Here is a 20068-nt window from a genome sequence, read left to right on the forward strand (position 1 = left end):
CGCCCCGTGGGGCGCCCCACGGGGCCGTGCGTCAGCGGGTCAGGAACGCCAGCCGCGCCTTCTTCTCCGGGATGAAGACCTCCGGCAGGTCCACCTCCGGCAGCACGACCTCCGGGCCCAGCTCGAACCCGGCGCGCACCAGCAGGGCGATCGCCTTCTCGTTCGCGGCATCCGGCTCGGCGACGATCCGGGTGCGTCCGGTCAGTGTGAAGTCGATCAGCGCGGTGAGCAGCCCGCCGGAGAAGCCGCGTTCGGGGGTGGTGGCCGGTGCGATCAGGATGTGCACCCCGATGTCGCCGGGCCGCACCTCGTAGCACTCGCTGACCCGGTCGGCCTCGGGCTCGTACGTCTGGAAGAGCGCCACCGGCTCGCCGTCGCGGCGGACCAGGAAACCGTGGTGCGTGGTGAGCGAGTCGAGGTGCGCGTAGATGTCCCGCACCTGGTCGACGGTCGTTCCGCCCATGCCCCAGAAGCGGGCGCGGTCCTCGTTGACCCAGCCGTGGATGAGGGCGGCGTCGCGGTCCGGGTCGACGGGGTCGATCCGGACGGTGCCGAAGCCCTCGACGTCCTGGAGGTGAACGGGTCTGCCCGGCTCAGTGGTCGTCATGCGGAAGCTCCTTGCTGAGGTGGTGCCAGTCGGTGGTGACGGCGGCGAGATCGCCGCGCAGCCACAGGGGGAGTTGGTCGCGGTGGTGGGGATCGCCGGCGACGCCGGAGGCGCCGAACGGCACGACCCAGAGGCTGTTGTCGCGGTCGGCGAGGTCCCAGACGTAGCGGGCGGCCGAGGCCCGGGCGGCGCGGTCGGTGAACCCGGGCACGCTGGACGTGGACAGCACGCAGTCGTGGTCCCCGGCCAGGCCCGGCCACCGCGCGTCGGCGGCGTCGTCCGCGTCGGGCAGCGCCTGCCAGGGCGCGAGCCGGTGCGTCACGCCCCATGCGGGCGGCTCCTCCCCGGCGGCGACCTCTTCCAGGGCCGCCCGGACGATCTCCGCGATGTCCTCGGCCGGTACGGGCCCGGCGACGAGCAGCGTCTCCAGCGCGAAGGCCACGCGCGGCCCGAGCGCCAGCCACGGCTGGAACAGCGCGGGATGCGGGGCGGGCTCCCGCAGCGCCGCGAACGCCGCATGCCCGGCGACCCCCCGCACGACGGCCCCGCGCACGGCGGCGTACAGCCCGGCGTCGACGCTCTCCGCGTCCATCCGCCGATCCCAGGCGAGAAGCCGCGCCCGAACGGCGGCCGCGGCGGGGGAGAGCGGCGCGGCCGCGAGAGCGGCCCCGGGCGCCTGCCCGAGCCCCTCCGCCGCGTCGGCGGCCTGCGGGGCGAGCGGAGTGCCGCCCACCGGGGCGAGCCCGTCCGCCGTGTCGGTCTCCGGGCGTTGCCCGCTGCCGGCGGCGTCAGGGGCGAGCGGAGTGCCGCCCACCGGGGCCGCGGCTTCGGAGTCCTGCCCGGGCCCGTCCGCCGCGCCCGCCGCTCGGATCGCTGCCAGCAGGCGCGCCGCCGAGGGGTTGTCGGTGTCCGTGTGGACGGCGGTCATCGCCTCCGGCGTCCAGGTCTTCGAGGCGGCGAGCAGCGCGTCGATCCGCGCCGCGCGGTGCCCGGGGGAGAACTCGACGCCCAGGGGAGCCGCCAGCCCCCGCGCGTTGGCCATGACGGCGTGGCCCTCGACCTCTGCGCGGGGCGTCGCGGCCCGCCCGTCCTGCCAGCTGTGGGCGGCCTCCCAGGCCGGGACCACTCGGAGGGAGTTGGCGCGGTCGCGCACGGGGACGTACCCCGCCACCCGGTGCAGCAGGCCGCCGTCCACGTCCGCCGCCATGAGGACGTTGACCGGCTCGACCCAGCCGTCGACCGCGCGGTCCACGTCCGCGACGGTGCGGGCGGTGAGCAGCGCGGGCAGGACGCCGAAGCCCAGCTCGCCGGTGACCCTCGGCGGGTACCGCAGGCTGATCGCCTCCCAGGAGGCGGGGCCATCGGCGCCATCGCCGCCGGCACCGGCGCCCGCACCCGCGGCCGCGCCGATGATCACCGGCCCCCGCTCCGTCTCGATCACCTCGATCACGACCGGCTCCGCGCCCGCGACCTCCACCGTCTCCACGTGCACCGCCGCCGGGCGCCAGCCCTCCGGGCCGAGGGCCTCCACGCCCCCGTCCGCGGTCTGCCGCAGCCGTTCCCGGTACAGGTCCTGGTAGTCGGCCATCGCGTTGGTGATCGCCCAGGCCACCCGACCCGTGTGCCCGAAGTGGGCGAGGCCCGGGACGCCCGGTACGGCGATGCCCAGCACGTCGTACTCCGGGCACGCGAGCCGGATCTGCTGGTACACCCCGGGCGCCTCGATGAAGCGGTGCGGATCGCCCGCCACGATCGCCGCGCCGCTCGCCGTGCGGTCACCGGACACCACCCAGCCGTTGGAGCCGGCCGTCCCCGGTCCGTCGGTGGCGAACAGCTCCGTCCACTCCTCGCCGAGCCGGCGCGCGACCTCCTCCCGCCACAGCTTGGTGGGGAAGCCCGCGAAGAGGATGTGGGTGGAGAGCCAGACCGCCAGCGGCGTCCACGGTTCCCAGCGCCCCGGTGCGAGCCCCGTCGTCGCGAACTCGGGTGCCCGGCCGGCGCCCTCCGGCAGCCCCGCGTTGACCCCGTCCACGTACGCCCGCACCCACCGCGCCGTCCCGGCGTCGAGCCGGTCGAAGCAGCGGCGCGCGGTGTCGGCCAGCCGGGCCCGCCGTACGAAGGCGTCCCAGCCGGCCTCGCCCGCCCCGAGGAACGACGCCGTGGTGCCCTGCGCCCGGTGCCGTTCCACCTCCAGCTGCCAGGCCCGGTCCACCGCGGTCACCCGGCCCTGGGCGAAGGCGAGTTCCTCAGGATCGGCGGCCCGCAGGTGCGGTACGCCCCGATCGTCCCGGTAGACCTCGATGCTCAATCCGATCCCGATCCCATCCGTGCTTCTTAGGTTAGGCTGACCTAAATTAATCTACAGCTTCACAGGGGAGGAGAGTGCGGTGGGGCATGGCTGGGAGGGTGTGGTCCTCAAGCTGTTCCGGGGGCGGGACTTCACATTCACCGTGACGGGGGCCGAGCGGGTCACCGAGCACTACCGCCGGGTGCACATGACGGACGGCGGGCTCCTCGCCGCCGCCGGCGTCCATCCGACGATGTGGGTACGGCTCTGGTTCGAGAACGCGGGCAAGCCGCACCAGCGCGCCTACACCCTGGTCGACCCCGACCGGGACGCCGGCACCTTCAGTCTGGAGTTCGCCCTCCACGACGGCGCCGCCAGCGACTGGGCCCGCTCCTGCGCCCCCGGCGACACCATCGAGGCGACCCTTCAGGGCACCGGCTTCACCGCCCCGGAGCCGCGCCCCGACAGGATGCTGGTGATCGGCGACCCGGCCTCGCTGCCCGCCATCAACTCCCTCCTCGACTCCGCGCCCGACGTTCCGGCCATCCTCTGGTTCGAGACCTCCCACGACGCCGACGAGGACCTGCCGCTGCGCCTCGACGCGGACCGGCACGAGCTGCGCCGGGTCCCGCGCAAGGGCGGCGGCGCGGCGCTCGTCGAGCGCGTGCGGGCCGAGCTGCCGGAGCTGCTCGGGAGCGACCCGTACGTCTGGATCGCCTGCGACACGGCGACCACCCGCACCCTCGCCACGTACGTGCGCAAGGAGCTCGCGCTCCCCAAGGAGCGGGTGCACTCCCTCGGTTACTGGCGCGCCACCTGAGCCACGCGGGCGACGCCCCCGCCCGCGTCAGGTTGACGGTCCGTTACCCGGCGGCGGCGCATCTCGTTGAAACACTTCACGCGTGCGCCCGCGCGATACGCAACGCGCGGGGCGCGCGGGAACGCGTGTGCCGAAAGAATCGAATATGGGCGCGGAAACCCCCCTTTGGAGTGAACTCACGTCAGGTGTCTGCCGGTTCACTCTCCGTGCGTAAAGATTCCGGTGTCTCAAGTCGCCGACGCCGCGCCGACCCCGTGTCCCCGTGGTGAGCGGCCGGCGACGCCATGTCTCTTGTGGGGGTTCCACCATCTTGAACAGCAACACCTTCCGCATGCCCGTACGCCGTACCGCGGCCGCCGCGACCGTCGCCGCGCTGGCCGTCGGCCCCGTGGTCCTGTTGGCCCCCGCGGCGCACGCCACGGGTGGCGAAGGGCGCGCGACCGCCGTCGTCCTGCGGACCGGCCTCGACGTCTCCCTGCTCGGCAAGTCGGTGAACGTGCCGCTGCGGGCCTCCCTCAATGAGGTCAAGGCGCCGGAGAGCGAGAACAGGACCGCGCTGACCGTGAAGGTCGAGGGTGCCGAGAACGGCAAGCCGATCGACATCCTGCGCGCCGATGTCGCCACCTCGACGGCCACGGTGGAGGGGAACAAGGCCGAGGGGTACGTGAACCTGGCCAAGGCGCGGGTCCACGTCCCGGGCATCCGCGCACTCTCCCTGATCGAGGTCGAGAAGGTCACCTCCAAGGCGGTCTGCGAGTCCGGCAAGCAGCCGGTCGCCGAGTCCAACGTCCTCGGGCACGTGACCGTCTTCGGCAAGAAGACCACCCTGTCGACGGGCGGCCAGACCAAGGTCACCGTGCCGGGCATCGGCGAGGTGACCCTCGACCTGTCCCGCACCTCCACCACCTCGCGCACCGCGGCCGCCACCGCCCTGGAGCTGAAGGTGGAGGTCGACCCGCTGAAGCTCGGCGTGGCCGAGGTCAACGGTGTGGTGACGCTCGCGGAGGCGACCTGCGAGACCCCGAAGGGCACCCAGCCCACCGAGAAGCCGACCGAGAAGCCCACGGAGCAGCCGAGCGAGCAGCCCTCGAAGGAGCCCTCGGCCGAGCCCACCGACGACGGCGGCGTGACGACCCAGAACGGCGGCTCCGACCCGGCCGACCAGAACCTCGCCGCGACCGGCGGCAGCTCGATGACGCCGTACCTGGCCGGCGGCGCCGCCCTCCTGCTCGGCGTCGGCGGCGGAGCGCTCGTCCTGGCGCGCGTCCGCGCCCGCAGCTGACCGAACCCGAGGGGGGAGCGGGGAAGTGGAGGGCGGTGGTCGTGCCACCGCCCTCCACCCATGATCAGCCCGTGATCAACAGGGCCTGGTCCAGGGCCTGCAGGAAACGGTTCGTCGTGACCCGGTCCCGGACCGCGAGCCGCAGCCAGTTCCGGTCCAGACCCGGGAAGGTGTCACCGCGCCGCGCCGCGAAGCCGAGCGCCCGCAGCCGTTCCCGCACCTCGTCCGCGCGGTCGACCCGGATCAGGACGAACGGTCCCTCCGCCGCCTCGACCGTCCGGACCTCGTCGAACTCCGCGAGCCCCGCCAGCAGATGGGCCCGCTCCACCCCGATCCGGTGCGCCGCGAACTCCGCCTCCGCGAGCGCCGCCCGCGACATGCACGCCTCCGCCGCCACCAGAGCCGGCGTCGACACCGGCCACAGCGGCTGCGCCGTGGCAAGGGTCTCGATCGTCTCCGGGTGCGCGAGGACGTAACCGATCCGCAGGCCGGCGAGACCCCAGGTCTTCGTCAGGCTCCGCAGCACCACCAGACCCGGCACGTCCGTGCGCCCGGCCAGCGACTCCCGCTCGCCCGGCACCGCGTCCATGAACGCCTCGTCCACCACGAGCGTCCGCCCGGGGCGCGCCAGCGAGGCGATCGTCTCCGCCGGGTGCAATACCGACGTCGGGTTCGTCGGGTTCCCGATCACCACCAGGTCCGCGTCCTCCGGAACCGCCGCCGGATCGAGCCGGAAGCCGTCCTCCTCGCGCAGCAGCACCCGGCCCACCTCGTGGCCGGCGTCCCGGAGCGCCGCCTCCGGCTCGGTGAACTGCGGATGCACCACCACCGGCCGCCGCACCGGCAGCGCCCGGGCGAGCAGCACGAACGCCTCCGCCGCCCCGGCCGTCAGCAGCACCCGCCCGGCCGGCAGATCGTGCCGCTCGGCGACGGCGGCCCGTGCCGCCCGCCCGTCGGGGTAGAGCGCCAAACTTGTGAGCGAGTCGGCGATCCGCTCGCGCAGCCACTCCGGCGGCGTGTGCGTCCGGACGTTGACCGCGAGGTCGATCAGCTTCTCGTCCCGTACCTCCGCGTCACCGTGGTGCCGCAGATCGTGGACGTCTCTGTGCGCGTGGGTATCCATGGCCGCCGTCGGGTGGTGAGTGGGGGGTGTACGGGGCTCCGTCTGACCAGCGATGTACCCCTGTCCCTGGGGCAACAACCGTACGGCGGAGGCATCTTCGTTCGGACGAAAGGGGAGGGACCGGGCGATAGCGCACGTCACGCGCTCCGTTTTCCGCTTCGGTACGAGAAGTTCGGCACCGGGACCCGCCGCGAGCAGCGCCGCGGCCTCCGCCACCGAAGCCGTCCCCGTCGCCGCCAGCGGAGCCCGGGACGGATGCGGTACGGACACGGCGGCCAGCTCCTCGGCCCCGTACGCCCGCAGAGGCACCCCGAGCCGCTCGGCCGCGCCCACGATCCCCGGCTCCGCCGCCCGCGCCTCCAGCGTGGCGACCGCCGTCACGTCCCCGGCCGTGACGCCCGCCTCCCGCAGCGCCTCCGCGACCAGGGCGAGGACCTCGTCCACCGACACCCCCGAGCGGGCCCCGACCCCCACCGTCGCCCCGCTCACCGCGTGCCCCACACCAGGAACACGGGCGCCACCGGGGCCATCGTCGAGGAACCGTCCGGCAGCGCGAGCAGCCGCTGGGACTGCAGCAGCACCCCCTCGGCCGCGAACCCGCAGGACTCCAGCGCCGAGCGGACCGGCGTCACCTGCTCCAGAGCCGTCACCGCCACCACCACCGCACGCCGCGCGCGCCGGGCCGACGCCAGCACGATCGACTTCAGCTCACAGCCCCCACCGCCGATGAACACCCCGTCCGGATCGGCCAGATGGGACAGCACCGTCGGCGCCGCGCCGTGCACCGCCCGCACCTCCACGCCGTGCGCCGCCGTGTTCGCCCGGATCCGCTCGACACCGGACGCCGTCTTCTCCACGGCGACCGCCGCCGCGCCGAGCCGGGCACACTCGATCGCCACGGAGCCGCAGCCCGTGCCGATGTCCCAGACCAGGTCCCCGGCCTGCGGCCCGAGCCGCGCGAGCGCCAACGCCCGCGCCTCGTACGGCAGCACGGACCCGCCGTCCGCGCCGTCCGCCCCGAACTCCCCGTCCGGCAACGCCCATCGGCCCGGCCCCGCCAGCGGACCCGTCACCATCGGAGGCGGCCCCTCCGTCCGCGACTCGTCGAGGCACAGGATCAGGCTCACCCCCTCCCAGCTCCGGCACATCGCCTCCGCGGGCTCCACCCGCTCGAAGCGCTCACGGAACGGATCGCCCAGCGCCGAGAACACCACCAGCGTCCGGGACCCCACCCGGTGCACCAACTCCCCGCCCAGCTCCGCCGGACCCACCCCGGGCCCGGGCACCACGGCCACCTTCGGATGGGCCCGGCACACGTTCACGGCCCGGTTCAGCTCCGAGCCCTCCACCACGAGCGCGTCGTCCCAGGGCAGACCGAGCCGCGCGAAAGCGAGCCCCATGGCCGTGGGCCCGGGCCGCACCTCGAGCTCCGCAGGCCCGAAGCGCTGCTCCAACGTGCGTACCACCCCGAAGAATCCGGGGTCTCCCAGCACCCGCACGACCACCCGTGTCCCGCCCCCGGACACGTGCTTCTCGACCAGGTCGAGCTCCGTGTCCGTCAACTCGTCGCCCCGTACGTCCACCACCAGGGCCGCCTCGCCCGCCCAGGAGCCCGCGTCGGCCCCCGCACTGCTTCCGATCACCGTGATCATGCGACCAGCCTCCCCACACCGACGCGGCTGATGTGCGCGATGCACGCCCGATCGGATAGCAAGGGCGCATGGCCGTATTCGTCGCGCTCGGCGCGTTCCTCATGACGCTCTTCGGCGGCTGGACGGCGCAGCGCGTCACCGACCGACGGCATCTGGTCCTCGGCCTCGCCGGCGGACTGATGCTCGGCGTGGTCGGACTCGACCTCCTGCCGGAGGCACTGGAGGCCGCGGGCGACAAGGTCTTCGGCGTGCCGGAGGCGCTGCTGCTCTTCGTCGGAGGCTTCCTCCTGGCGCACGTGGTGGAACGCCTGCTGGCGGTCCGTCAGGCCGCACACGGCGTCGACGCGGGGGAGAGGGTCCCCCAGGTCGGCCTCACCGCGGCCGCCGCCATGGTCGCCCACAGCCTCATGGACGGCATCGCGCTCGGCGCCGCCTTCCAGGTCGGCGGCGGCATGGGCGCCACCGTCGCACTCGCCGTCATCACCCACGACTTCGCCGACGGATTCAACACGTACACGATCACCAGCCTGTACGGGAACGCCCGTCGCAAGGCGGTCGTCATGCTGGTCGCGGACGCGCTCGCGCCGATCGTCGGCGCCGCGTCGACCCTGCTCTTCACTCTTCCGGAGGAACTGCTCGGCAGCTATCTCGGGTTCTTCGGCGGCGCCCTGCTCTACCTCGCCGCCGCCGAGATCCTCCCGGAGGCCCACCACGAACACCCGGCTCGCTCCACCCTGCTGTGCACGGTGGCGGGCGTGGCCTTCATCTGGCTCGTGGTGGGCGTGTCCGGCGGCTGATCTCACGCGACGGGCCCGTTCACGCAGTGCTCCACGAACCGCACGGCCGCCTCCGGGGCGCCCGCCCAGTGGGTGTGCACGTAACTCGCGTGCACCCCCTGCTGGACGAACCCCTCCAGCCGCCGCTCCGGCTGCCGCAGCCCCCAGGCCGCCTTCGCCCCGGCGCCCGGCTCGATCACGGTCCGGTGGAACTCGTGGCCCCGCATCCGCGCCCCGGCCGCGGCGAGCGAACTGTCGCTCACCGCCACGGCGTCCCGGTACCCGAGCGTCAGCCGCTCCGACATCCGCGCCTCCGCGTCGAGCACCCCGCACATCGGCGTCCCGTCGAGCGAGCGCGCGAGATACAGCAGCCCGGCACACTCGGCGGCGATCGGCGCCCCGGAGGCGGCGAGCTCGGCAACGGCCTTACGAAGCGGCTCGTTGGCGGACAACTCGGCCCCGTACATCTCGGGAAAACCCCCACCTATGACGAGCCCGGAGGTCCCGGGGGGCAGCTCTTCATCCCGAAGAGGATCAAAGGTCACGACCTCGGCCCCGGCGGCGGTGAGCAGTTCGGCATGCTCGGCATACGAGAACGTGAACGCGGCCCCACCGGCAACAGCGACTACCGGCGTGGTTGTGGGCAACTGTTCCGCTTGGGGGTCCCCCCAGGACGAAGTCCTAGGGGGAGGGTAAGGGTGGGCACCCTGTTCACCGGCGGTCAGCCGCCCCGCGAGGGCAGGATCCCACGCCTCCGCGTGCAGTTCAGGCGCGCTGCGCGCAAGGGCCAAGAGCGCATCCATGTCGCACCCTGCAAGGACCTGCTCAGCCTGCGCAGCCACCGCCTCAACGGCCTGGGCCTGCCGCTCGGCAACCGGCACAAGACCCAAGTGCCGTGACGGAGTCGCCACGGCCGGCGCCCTCCGCAGCACGCCCAGCACGGGCACCCCCGACCCGCCAAGCGCCTCCCGCAGCAGATGCTCGTGCCGGTCCGTCGCGACCTTGTTCAGGATCACCCCGCCGATCCGCACCTCCGGATCCCACGACGCGAACCCGTGCACCAGCGCCGCCACCGAGCGCGACTGCGAGGACGCGTCCACGACCAGGACCACCGGGGCCTTGAGCAGCTTCGCGACCTGCGCCGTGGACGCCAGCTCGCCCTGGTCGGCCGCCCCGTCGTACAGGCCCATGACGCCCTCGACCACCGCCAGGTCGCAGCCGCGCGCCCCGTGCTCGAAGAGCGGCGCGATGAGCCCCGTACCGCACATGTACGCGTCGAGGTTGCGGCCGGGCCGGCCGGTCGCCAGCGCGTGGTAGCCCGGGTCGATGTAGTCCGGCCCGACCTTGTGCGGGGAGACCTCCAGACCACGGCCGGCGAACGCGGCCATCAGGCCGGTCGCGACCGTGGTCTTGCCCGCGCCGGACGACGGCGCGGCGATGACGAGACGTGCTACCACTCGATGCCCCGCTGGCCCTTCTGACCCGCGTCCATCGGGTGCTTCACCTTCGACATGTCCGTGACCAGGTCAGCGAAGTCCACGAGCTCCTGCGGGGCGTTGCGGCCGGTGATGACGACGTGCTGCTGACCGGGCCGGTCGCGCAGTACCTCGACGACCTCCTTGGTGTCGATCCAGCCCCAGTGCAGCAGGTAGGCGAACTCGTCGAGGACGTAGAACTTGTACTTCTCCTCGGCGAGGTCGCGCTTGACCTGCTCCCAGCCCTCGCGCGCCTTGTCCTCGTGGGACTGCTCGCCCTCGGCGACCTCGCGCTGGATCCAGGACCAGCCCTCACCCATCTTGTTCCAGGTGACGGTGCCGCCCTTGCCGGTCTCGCCGAGCGCCTTGAGGGCGTTCTCCTCGCCGACCTTCCACTTGGCGGACTTGACGAACTGGAACACCCCGATCGGCCAGCCCTGGTTCCAGGCGCGCAGCGCCATGCCGAACGCGGCGGTCGACTTCCCCTTGCCGACGCCCGTGTGCACCATCACCAGCGCACGGTTGCGGCGCTGACGGGTCGTGAGACCGTCGTCGGGAACGACGGTCGGCTGTCCCTGCGGCATTAAGCGGCCCTCCTCGTTGCGTGCTCTGCCTGTACGTTCCTGACGAGACCGGCGATCGAGTCCGCGCGCAGTTCGTCCAAGGTCACGGCGGTGCCGCCCAGTTCGCGGGCGAGGCTCCCGGCGAGCCCGAGCCGTACGGGCCCGGTCTCGCAGTCCACGACGACGGCCGCGGTGCCCTCGGAGGCGTGCAGCCGCGCCGCGCGGGCGGCGAGCGCCACGGGGTCGGCGCCGCCGCCGGTCGCCCGGCCGTCGGTCACGACGACGAGCAGGGGGCGGCGCGAGGGGTCGCGCAGCCGCTCCACGCGCAGCACGTCATGGGCCTTGAGCAGCCCCGCCGACAGCGGCGTACGGCCGCCCGTCGGGAGCTGTTCGAGCCGCGCGGCGGCCGCGTCCACGGAGGAGGTCGGCGGCAGCGCCACCTCGGCGTCCCGGCCCCGGAAGGTGACCAGGCCGACCTTGTCGCGCCGCTGGTAGGCATCGAGGAGCAGCGAGAGCACCGCTCCCTTCACCGCGCTCATCCGCTGCCGCGCCGCCATCGAACCGGACGCGTCCACGGCGAAGAGCACGAGGTTCCCCTCGCGGCCCTCGCGGGTCGCCTGCCGCAGGTCGTCCCGGCGGACCACGAGCCCGGGGCCGGTCCGTCCGCGGGCCTTCTGGTGCGGGGCGGCGGCGTGCACGGTCGCGGCCAGATGGAGCTTGGTCAGCGCGCCACGGGGGCGCACGGATCCCGTCGTCCTGCCGTGCTCGGTACGGGCCCGGGAGCGGCGCCCGGCCGCGCCCTCGCCGAGCCCGGGCACGCTGAGCATCTTCGTACGGAACGGCTCGGCGGCCTGCACCGCGGCCCGCTCACCTGCGCCGCCACTGCCCGGAGCGGGCGCGGGGGCCGGGGCCTCGTCCGTACCGTCGGCACGGTCGCTCTCGGGCGCGGAGTCCGGCCCCTCACCCTGCGGCGGCACACCGCCACCGCCACCGGGGCCGCCCGGGCCCTCCGGACCGGGGTCCGGATCGTCGTCCTCGTCGCCCTTGAACTGCTCCAGGGTCTCGTCGAGCTTGTCCTCGTCGAGGCCGGGCGCGTCGAAGGGGTTCCGCCGCCTGCGGTGGGGGAGGGCGAGCAGCGCGGCCTGCCGTACGTCCTCGGACGTCACCTCGGTCCGCCCCGCCCACGCGGCGAGCGCCGTCGCCGTCCGGGCCATCACGATGTCCGCGCGCATGCCGTCCACCTCGAACGCGGCGCAGGTCGCGGCGATCTGGAGCAGCGCCCCGTCGCCGAGGACCACCTGCGGGACGAGTACGCGCGCGGCGACGATCCGGTCCCGCAGCGCGGTCTCCTCGCCGGCCCAGCGGGCGGCGAAGGCGGCCGGGTCGTCGTCGAAGGCGAGCCGGCGGCGCACGACCTCGACCCGCTGCTCGGGCTCGCGGGAGGCCGCGACCTCGACGGTGAGACCGAAGCGGTCCAGCAACTGCGGCCGCAGCTCGCCCTCTTCGGGGTTCATCGTGCCGACGAGCAGGAAGCGGGCCGCGTGCCGTACGGAGACGCCTTCGCGCTCGACGTACGAGGAGCCCATGGCGGCGGCGTCGAGGAGCAGGTCGATCAGGTGGTCGTGGAGGAGGTTGACCTCGTCCACGTACAGGATCCCGCGGTGTGCGTCCGCGAGCAGCCCGGGCTCGAAGGCCTTCACGCCCTCGGCGAGCGCCCGCTCGATGTCCAGCGCGCCGACGAGCCGGTCCTCGGAGGCGCCGACGGGCAGCTCGACCATCCGCGCGGGGCGCGCGCCGGCCGCCGCGGCCTCGTGCGGCCCGTCCGGGCACTGCGCGTCGGGCGCGACGGGGTCGCAGCTGAACCGACAGCCGGTGACGACCGGCACCTCGGGCAGCAGGTCCGCGAGCGCCCGCACGGCGGTCGACTTCGCGGTGCCCTTCTCGCCGCGGACGAGGACACCACCCACCGCCGGGCTCACCGCGTTGAGCAGCAACGCAAGGCGCAGGTCGTCCATGCCGACGACGGCGGTGAACGGATACCGGGTGCTCATCGGGTGGTCACTCCTTCGATTCGTTGATGTCCGACGGTTCGCGTGGTCACGGCGCACCCGGCGGCACGAAGGGCAGCCCGGCCGGCGCGCCCTCCTCGATCAGCCGCAGCAGCGCGTCGGTGTCCGCGTGTTCCTCGATCAGGTCGCCGAGGCGGTCCAGCTGCTCCTCGCGCAGCGCGCCGAACGAGGTGTCGGGGGCCGGGACGAAGCGCCGTCCGGACGCCGCCGCGACCTCCCGCAGGAACGCCCGGCGGAAACCGTCGCTCTCCAGGGATCCGTGCCAGTGCGTCCCCCAGACCGCGCCGACCCGGCATCCGTCGAGGAACGGTTCGCCGCCCAGCACGTCCGCGACGCCGTGGTGGATCTCGTACCCCTCGACGCGCTCGCCGAGCGCCTCGCCGACGGGCCGGGCGAGGGTCTTCTCGGCCGCGAACCGGACCCGTACGGGCAGCAGTCCGAGCCCGTCGACCGTGCCGGCCTTCGACTCGACCTCGTCCTCGATCCGCTCGCCGAGCACCTGGAAGCCGCCGCAGACGCCCAGCACCGGCCGGCCCTCCGCCGCCCGGCGTGCCAGCGCGTCCGCGAGGCCGCGTTCCCGCAGCCAGGCCAGCGCCTTGACCGTCCCCCGGGTCCCCGGCACGACCACCAGGTCCGCGTCGACGAGCTCCTCGGCCCGGTCCACGAACCGCACGACCACGCCCGGTTCGGCCGCCAGCGCGTCCACGTCCGTGAAGTTCGACATCAGCGGCACGGCGCACACCGCGACCCGCAGCACGTCCTCGCCGACCGGCGGCGCCACGACCGACTCGCGGACCGCGCCCCGCAGCGAGACCCGCAGGCCGTCCTCCTCGTCGATGCCGAGCCCGTGCGCGTACGGCAGGACACCGTACGTGCGGCGCCCGGTGAGCCCGTGCAGCATGTCGAGGCCCGGCTCGAGAAGGGTCACGTCACCGCGGAACTTGTTCACGAGATAGCCCGCGATCAGCTCCTGGTCCTCGGGCGCGAGCAGCGCCGTCGTGCCGAAGAACTGGGCGAACACCCCGCCCCGGTCGATGTCGCCGACCACGAGCACGGGCAGCCGAGCCGCCCGCGCGATGCCCATGTTCACGATGTCCGTGCGCCGCAGATTGATCTCGGCCGGACTGCCCGCCCCCTCGCAGATCACGGCGTCATACGTGCCCCGCAGCTCCTCCAGGCACGCCAACACCGGCTCGAAGAGCTCCTTCTGCCGCCCTCCGTGGTAGCCCCGGGCGCTGAGTTCGCCCACCGGCTTGCCCATCAGGACGACCTGGCTGGAGCGGTCGCTCCCCGGCTTCAGGAGCACCGGGTTCATCAGCGCGCTCGGCTCGACCCGAGCCGCCTGCGCCTGCATGGCCTGCGCCCGGCCGATCTCCGCGCCCTCCCTCGTCACGAAGGAGTTCAGCGACATGTTCTGGCCCTTGAACGGGGCGACCCTCACGCCCTGCCGGACCAGCCAGCGGCAGATGCCCGCCGTGACGACGCTCTTGCCCGCGTCGGACGTGGTCCCCGCGACCAGCAGTCCGCCACCCGGTCCGCCCCTCATGCCCGCCTCCGCTTCATGGCCCTTGCGGCCAGCCGTCCACCCACACACACCGCCAGCGTCAGCGCGGTCACCCGGCGCGAGAGCCGCACCGCCCGCTCGATGTCCCCGACCTCCACGGCCCGGCCCTCCCCGTTGAGCACGGGCCGGTGCTCGACCCGTCCGCCGTACGACAGCGTGCCCCCGAGCCGTACGCCGAGCGCCCCCGCGAAGGAGGCCTCCACCGGACCGGCGTTGGGGCTGGGGTGCTGGGCCGCGTCCTGCCGCCAGGCCCGCGCCGCCCCCCGCGGGTCGCCGCCCGCCACCGTCACGAGCGCGGCGGTCAGCCGGGCGCCCGGCCAGCCGACGACGTCGTCGAGCCGGGCCGAGGCCCAGCCGAAGCGCCGGTACGTGGGGGACTTGTGGCCGACCATGGCGTCCAGCGTGTTCACGGCCCGGAAGCCGACCAGGCCCGGAACCCCCGCGACCGCGCCCCAGACCAGGGCACCCACGACGGCGTCGGACGTGTTCTCGGCGACGGACTCCACCACCGCGCGGGCCATCGCCGGACCGTCCAGGGCCTGCGGATCACGCCCCACCAGATGCGGCAGCCGCTCGCGGGCCACCTCCAGGTCTCCGGCGGCCAGGGCCCCGCCGATGGCGCGCGCCTCCCGGCCCAGGGTCGTACCGCCGACGACGGCCCAGACGGAGGCGGCGGTCAGGGCGACCGCGGCGCGGGGGTGGTCGCGTACGGTACGGGCGGCCAGCGCCGCGACCGCCGTGGCACCGCCGGCGCAGACGGCGGTGTGCAGCGCGCCCCACCCTCGGTGGTCGCGCCGGAGTAGCTTCTCGACGGAGCCGGCGGCCCGCCCGAACGCGGCGACCGGATGGCCGCGGCGGGGGTCGCCGACGATCAGGTCCGCGGCCAGACCGGCGGCGGCGCCGTACGCGAATACACCTGTGGCTGCACTGCGGCCGGGCATGGCGCTGTGTCCTCACTCAGGGTCCGCGCCCTGGCTCGACGTGACCGGCGGTGAGAGTTCCTGGCTCCCGGGGATCGACTCCCCGGTCACAGTGGCGGGACCGCGCCGGATTCGCACCGGACTTCCTCTACTGCCGCCGTAATGGCCCCGGAAGTCCACCACGCTGTGCGAACACCCGTCAACTCACCTTTGACCTGCGGCGGGACAGTGTGCGAAGCCCCACACGGACCCGCGGACACGACGACGGGCGGGCCGCACCCGAAGGTGCGACCCGCCCGGTCGACGATGCGTGTCCCGTCAGGCCACGATGAGATAGATCCCGTACGCGACGGCCGCCGCGCACAGCGCGAAGGCCGCGTACGCGCCGGTGCGAGCCAGGGTGGCCGAGCCTCCCTGGGAGGCGGCCTGCTCCTGCTTGGAGAGGCCGACGATGCCGAGGGTGAAGAGGCCCACGAGGGCGACGGTCGCCACGAGGCTGACTCCGAAGACGGAGCCGAGAGCTGCCCAGTCGATCTTCATGTCGTTCGTTCCTTACACCGCGGCCGAGGCTGCGGGGGCTGCCGGGTCCGCGGGGGCCGGCGAGGGGATGGTGGTCTTCAGGTCCTCGTCCGCGACGGCGGCGACGGAACCGGCCGGCGGCGGGGTGACGGCCGCGATGGCGGTGGTCACGACGCCCGCGGGCTCGGTCTCGACGTCGTTGACGTTGGTGTGGTCGACCACCTGGCGGCGGGAGACGACCCAGATGGCGACGCAGGAGGCGACCAGGAAGGCCGCGACGGCGTAGACGCCCCAGTCGCCCTGGCTGGCGACGTACTCGGCGCCGGCCCCGACCAGGCCGGCGGCCGGCAGGGTCAGGCCCCAGGCGACGAACATCCGGGTGGCGGTCGACCAGCGGACGACACCGCCCTTGCGGCCCAGGCCCGCGCCCATGACGGCGCCGGAGCAGGAGTGCGTGGTCGAGAGGGAGAAGCCGAGGCTGGAGGAGGCCAGGATGACCGTGGCCGCGCTGGTCTGGGCGGCGAAGCCCTGCTGCGGCTGGAGGTCGGTGAGGCCCTTGCCCATCGTGCGGATGATGCGCCAGCCGCCGAGGTAGGTGCCGAGCGCGATCGCCGTACCGGCGGAGACGATGACCCAGACCGGCGGGTTGGAGCCGGGGGCGATGATGCCGCCGGCGACCAGGGCGAGGGTGATGATGCCCATGGTCTTCTGGGCGTCGTTGGTGCCGTGGGCGAGCGAGACGAGACCGGCGGAGGCGATCTGACCGGCCCGGTAGCCCTTGTCGGTCGTCTTCTTGTCGGCCTTCTTGTCGAGGCGGTACGTCAGGCGGGCGGCGAACATCGCGGCCAGACCGGCGACCAGGGGGGCGGCGACCGCCGGGATGAGCACCTTGCTGACGACGGTCCCGCCGTTGACGCCGCTGACGCCGATGGAGGCGATGGTCGCGCCGATGAGGCCGCCCATCAGGGCGTGGGAGGAGCTGGACGGCAGGCCGACCAGCCAGGTCACCAGGTTCCAGAGGATCGCGCCGACGAGCGCGGCGAGGATGACCTCGGGTTGAATGCCCTCCTCGTTGACGAGTCCCTTGGAGATCGTCTTGGCAACCTCCACCGACAGGAACGCGCCGACCAGGTTCAGCACGGCGGACATGGCCACCGCCGTCTTGGGCTTGAGGGCACCGGTCGAGATGGTCGTCGCCATCGCGTTGGCGGTGTCGTGGAAACCGTTCGTGAAATCGAACACGAGAGCTGTCACGACCACAATCGCGAGCAGCAGCGTGATGTGTTCCATTTACCCAGGCAATCGTTTGACGTCAGTGGCTGGACGAACGTAGGCAACCTGAGTGAACGGAAGGTGAACTGGGTCGGGCTGCATGGTGTCTCTATCCGGCGTCCGGACATTCCGCTTAGCGTCCCGGGGCAGGTTCTGTCCACGATGCGGTCACCCCGCAACCATGGGTAAGCCGTGCTGTTGCGGGACAGAAGCGACTTCCTCCACTTGCGTCGCTCTCGTCGCATGTCACCCCCTGGACACCCCCGGGCCCGTGTCAGCCGACCGAGGGACCCGCCGAGGAGATCCATGTCACTCCCGAGTGGCCCCGTGCGGGTCCGGTCCCGTGCGGGTTCGGCCCCGTGCGGGTCTGTCCGGTGGCAGCCCGCTCCCGCCCTGCCGACACTGGGACCGTGCGCCCGGCTACAGCGACGGCAGCGGCCGTCACCACTCTGCTCGGTGTCGGCGCGGCCGCGTTCGCGGCCGGCCGGTACGCCAGCGATGCCGCCCTCAAGGCGGCGTCCGGACCCCCACTGCCCGGTGACCCCCGGCTGACCGTGCACGCGACCGGTTCCGACCGGGTCACCCTCACGCGCAGCCTTGCCTCGCTGCGCCCCGGTACGTACGGGATGGAGGGCCCCGGCGTCCACGCCGTCGTCGGACCGGTCCTCGACCGCGTGCCGCACACCGCGGACACCGTCGTCCGCCGCCTGGAACGGGTCGAGCTCGGCACCCTGGAACCCGGTGCCAAGGTCCGTCTCACCCCCGAGCTCCACAGCGGCACCCCGCGCACCGCGCTCGGTGTCGACTACGAGGACATCGAGATCCCCGGCGAACTCGGCGCCCTGCCGGCCTGGCTCGTCCCCGGCGCCCGATCCACCTGGGTGATCGCCCTGCACGGCATCGGCACCACCCGCCGGCACCCCCTCAACCTCGTCCCCTTCCTCTCCCGCCGGCAGATCCCCGTCCTCTGCGTCGCCTACCGGGGAGACGAGGGCGCGCCCCCCTCCCCGGACGGCCTCGGCCACCTCGGCGACTCCGAGTGGCGCGACGTCGACGCCGCCATCCGCTACGCCGTCCGCAAGGGCGCCCAGCACGTCGTCCTGCACGGCTGGGGGACCGGCGCCGCGATGGCCCTGCACGCCGCCGCCGACTCCGGCCTGCGCGACATGGTCCACGGGCTCGTCCTGGACTCCCCGGTCCTCGACTGGGAGACCACCCTGCGCAACCTCGCCGCCGCCCGCCGCGTCCCCGGCCCGCTGCTGCCGCTAGCCGTCCGCTCCGCCCAGGGCAGGACCGGGCTGCACGGCGCCCACCTCCAGGAGGTCGCCGACCCCGCCGGTCTGCGCGTGCCGACGCTGATCTTCCACGGCCCCGACGACACGATCGCCCCTTGGGAGCCCTCCCTCGAACTGGCCGCCCGCCGCCCGGAACTGGTCACCCTGCACACGGTCCGCGGCGCCCCGCACGCCTCGATGTGGAACGCCGACCCGGTCCCCTACGAAGAGGCCCTGCGCCGCTTCCTCACCCCCTTGCTCTGACCCTCCTCTCGGGGCGCCATCCCCCTGCGCCGACCCTTCCTCTCGGGGCGCCATCCCCCTGCGCCGACCCCTCGTCCGGCGGCGCTCCACCGGCGCTGTCGATTCCGATTGGGCTTTCGGGCCGTCAGCGGGAAGACTGCCTCCGTGACGTCTCGAAAGCCTGATGAGCAATTGGCGCGCAACTCCAGACTCCGACTCGTCCGTCCGCGGGCACTCGCCACCGCCCGACGGGCCGTGACGACCCGGCGCACCCGGCCGGCGCCGCGGCCGCCCGAGGGCACTCCGCCCCGGTCGGAACTGGCCCGACAGGCACGGATCGTCCTCGCCGACGCCGTACGGATCGCCCGCTGGGCGGCCGTCGACGGCGGCGCCGAGGCGACCCGCACCGCACCACGCACCGCACCGAGCACCCCGACTCGCACCGCAGGCGACCCCGAGGCCGTCCTGGCCCAGGAACGCGCCGCCGCCGCACTGGACCTGACGCCCGGCCAGATCCGGGCCGGCTGGGACCGGGCCAGGCTCGCCGGACTCGTCGAACTCCACGGCGGCACCGCACGCCCCGGCTGGCGGCTGCACGCCTGGGACCGCGACGACTCCGCCGTGCTGCGCGGCTGGGTCGCCCTGTTCGACGCCTGGTCCCTCGTGCACCCGGCTCCCGAGGACGTGGCGCCCAGCGCCGTGGCCGAGGTCGTCGAGGCCGTCCCCCAGGTGCTCTCCCTCCTCCAGCTCTCCGCCGGACCCGTGCACGTCCCCGCTCTTCTCGACCTGCTCCAGCAGCGGGTCGAGGAGCTGCGCGAGGAGCGCTGCGAGGTCCCCGTCGAGGGGGCGGGCACCGACACCGACAGCGTGTCCCCGGCCGGCACCGACGGGCTCTCCGCGCTGCTCGACTGGGCCCTCGAAGGCCTGGCCGCCGTAGGCGCCCTGACCCTCGGCGAGGGTGCGGACCGCGGCCAGGCCACCCTGACCCCGCTCGGGAACTGGGCGGTCTGGGTCAAGCTGGAGCAGATCTGCGTCGCCGCCCAGAGCCCGGCCGGAAACATCGAGCAGTCGGCCGAGGACATGCTCCGCGGCTGCGCCGGCCTCACCCCCGGTCCGGCCCGTGACGAGTACCGGGCCTGGCTCGCGGCCCGCACGCTCTCCAGCGCGGTCACGGAACTCCTCGCCGTCGCCCGCGGTGAGGACGCCCTGCTGCGCGGTCTCGCCTTCGAGGCGCTCCGGGTCGTCGGAGCCCCCGCCGAGGCCGAGGTCCGGGCCGCCGCGGAGGAGGCGTCGCTCCGGCCCTACGCCCTGCTCTGGCTCGCCGAGTACGACGGCGCCGACCCCGACGACGCCCCGGACGTGCTCACCCGCGAGGAGGCCACCTGGCTCTGGGTGGACACCGCCGCGGCCGTCGCCGACCACGGCGAGAGCACGCTGCTCGTCCGCCACCTCGACTCCGCCGTACAGGGCACCGTCCCGGCCCTCCTCGACGAGGTCCGGGCCATCGGTCACCCCCGTACGGTCCAGGTCCTGGTGGCCCTCGCCGCCGCCCACCCCGATCCGGCCCTCGCCAAGGCCGTCCGCAGGGCGGCCTTCCAGGTCCACACCGGGGGAGCGTGAGG

Annotated in this window: 16 protein-coding genes and 1 riboswitch; of the genes, 5 read left to right on the forward strand and 11 right to left on the reverse strand. The window is 73.9% G+C overall.

What is annotated here, in order from left to right:
* Nucleotides 1-31: 31 nt before the first annotated feature.
* Together ACFV9D_RS26120 and ACFV9D_RS26125 are read right to left on the reverse strand one after the other, a co-directional pair.
* A complete protein-coding gene (locus tag ACFV9D_RS26120) occupies nt 32-607 on the reverse strand; it encodes a GNAT family N-acetyltransferase (protein WP_385150905.1) in 576 nt (191 codons plus the stop codon).
* On the reverse strand, nt 594-2915 hold the full coding sequence (locus ACFV9D_RS26125; RefSeq protein WP_385150908.1) for a penicillin acylase family protein: 2322 nt from the start codon (nt 2913-2915) through the stop codon (nt 594-596). The genes ACFV9D_RS26120 and ACFV9D_RS26125 overlap by 14 nt, the downstream gene beginning before the upstream one ends.
* 79 nt (nt 2916-2994) lie before the next feature.
* Here ACFV9D_RS26125 and ACFV9D_RS26130 point away from each other — a divergent pair, with 79 nt between their 5' ends.
* Both ACFV9D_RS26130 and ACFV9D_RS26135 read left to right on the forward strand, forming a co-directional pair.
* Nucleotides 2995-3714: a siderophore-interacting protein gene (locus ACFV9D_RS26130; RefSeq protein ID WP_385150911.1), complete on the forward strand. Its 720-nt coding sequence runs from the start codon at nt 2995-2997 to the stop codon at nt 3712-3714.
* 310 nt (nt 3715-4024) lie between these two features.
* Nucleotides 4025-4996 carry an SCO1860 family LAETG-anchored protein gene (locus ACFV9D_RS26135; RefSeq protein WP_385150914.1) on the forward strand — a complete coding sequence of 324 codons (972 nt, stop codon included), beginning with the start codon at nt 4025-4027 and terminating at the stop codon, nt 4994-4996.
* A 64-nt stretch (nt 4997-5060) separates the two neighbouring features.
* On the opposite strand, the gene cobC is transcribed toward ACFV9D_RS26135, so the two are convergent.
* Nucleotides 5061-6608, reverse strand: a complete 1548-nt coding sequence (gene cobC, locus ACFV9D_RS26140; protein ID WP_385150917.1) for an Rv2231c family pyridoxal phosphate-dependent protein CobC — start codon at nt 6606-6608, stop codon at nt 5061-5063.
* Nucleotides 6605-7771, reverse strand: coding sequence for a precorrin-6Y C5,15-methyltransferase (decarboxylating) subunit CbiT (locus tag ACFV9D_RS26145; protein WP_385150920.1), 1167 nt, complete (start codon nt 7769-7771; stop codon nt 6605-6607). Before ACFV9D_RS26145 ends, cobC begins: the two co-directional genes overlap by 4 nt.
* Nucleotides 7772-7839: 68 nt before the next feature.
* Between ACFV9D_RS26145 and ACFV9D_RS26150 the strand changes: the two genes are divergently transcribed.
* The gene (locus tag ACFV9D_RS26150; protein WP_385150923.1) at nt 7840-8568 is read left to right on the forward strand and encodes a ZIP family metal transporter; all 729 of its coding nucleotides are present in this window, start codon (nt 7840-7842) and stop codon (nt 8566-8568) included.
* A gap of 2 nt (nt 8569-8570) precedes the next feature.
* On the opposite strand, the gene ACFV9D_RS26155 is transcribed toward ACFV9D_RS26150, so the two are convergent.
* The 7 genes from ACFV9D_RS26155 to ACFV9D_RS26185 all read right to left on the reverse strand — a co-directional run bounded on the left by ACFV9D_RS26155 (nt 8571) and on the right by ACFV9D_RS26185 (nt 16947).
* Nucleotides 8571-10004 carry a cobyrinate a,c-diamide synthase gene (locus ACFV9D_RS26155; RefSeq protein WP_385150926.1) on the reverse strand — a complete coding sequence of 478 codons (1434 nt, stop codon included), beginning with the start codon at nt 10002-10004 and terminating at the stop codon, nt 8571-8573.
* Nucleotides 9998-10606: a cob(I)yrinic acid a,c-diamide adenosyltransferase gene (gene cobO, locus ACFV9D_RS26160; RefSeq protein ID WP_385150929.1), complete on the reverse strand. Its 609-nt coding sequence runs from the start codon at nt 10604-10606 to the stop codon at nt 9998-10000. Before cobO ends, ACFV9D_RS26155 begins: the two co-directional genes overlap by 7 nt.
* Nucleotides 10606-12636 (reverse strand): putative cobaltochelatase, encoded by a 2031-nt coding sequence (locus ACFV9D_RS26165; protein WP_385150932.1) that lies wholly within the window; start codon nt 12634-12636, stop codon nt 10606-10608. Before ACFV9D_RS26165 ends, cobO begins: the two co-directional genes overlap by 1 nt.
* A 46-nt stretch (nt 12637-12682) precedes the next feature.
* Nucleotides 12683-14200: a cobyric acid synthase gene (locus ACFV9D_RS26170; protein WP_385150935.1), complete on the reverse strand. Its 1518-nt coding sequence runs from the start codon at nt 14198-14200 to the stop codon at nt 12683-12685.
* Nucleotides 14197-15159, reverse strand: a complete 963-nt coding sequence (locus tag ACFV9D_RS26175) for a cobalamin biosynthesis protein (protein ID WP_385150938.1) — start codon at nt 15157-15159, stop codon at nt 14197-14199. Before ACFV9D_RS26175 ends, ACFV9D_RS26170 begins: the two co-directional genes overlap by 4 nt.
* A 32-nt stretch (nt 15160-15191) precedes the next feature.
* Nucleotides 15192-15336, reverse strand: a riboswitch (cobalamin riboswitch).
* Nucleotides 15337-15456: 120 nt separating this feature from the next.
* Nucleotides 15457-15678, reverse strand: a complete 222-nt coding sequence (locus ACFV9D_RS26180) for a hypothetical protein (RefSeq protein WP_385150941.1) — start codon at nt 15676-15678, stop codon at nt 15457-15459.
* A gap of 12 nt (nt 15679-15690) precedes the next feature.
* Nucleotides 15691-16947 (reverse strand): anion permease, encoded by a 1257-nt coding sequence (locus ACFV9D_RS26185; RefSeq protein WP_385150944.1) that lies wholly within the window; start codon nt 16945-16947, stop codon nt 15691-15693.
* A 392-nt stretch (nt 16948-17339) separates the two neighbouring features.
* Between ACFV9D_RS26185 and ACFV9D_RS26190 the strand changes: the two genes are divergently transcribed.
* Nucleotides 17340-18467, forward strand: a complete 1128-nt coding sequence (locus ACFV9D_RS26190; protein ID WP_385150946.1) for an alpha/beta hydrolase — start codon at nt 17340-17342, stop codon at nt 18465-18467.
* A gap of 144 nt (nt 18468-18611) precedes the next feature.
* The gene (locus ACFV9D_RS26195) at nt 18612-20066 is read left to right on the forward strand and encodes a hypothetical protein (RefSeq protein WP_385150949.1); all 1455 of its coding nucleotides are present in this window, start codon (nt 18612-18614) and stop codon (nt 20064-20066) included.
* Nucleotides 20067-20068 lie beyond the last annotated feature (2 nt).

This window comes from Streptomyces sp. NPDC059875 (assembly GCF_042731085.1).
In the GTDB taxonomy this organism is placed as follows: domain Bacteria; phylum Actinomycetota; class Actinomycetes; order Streptomycetales; family Streptomycetaceae; genus Streptomyces.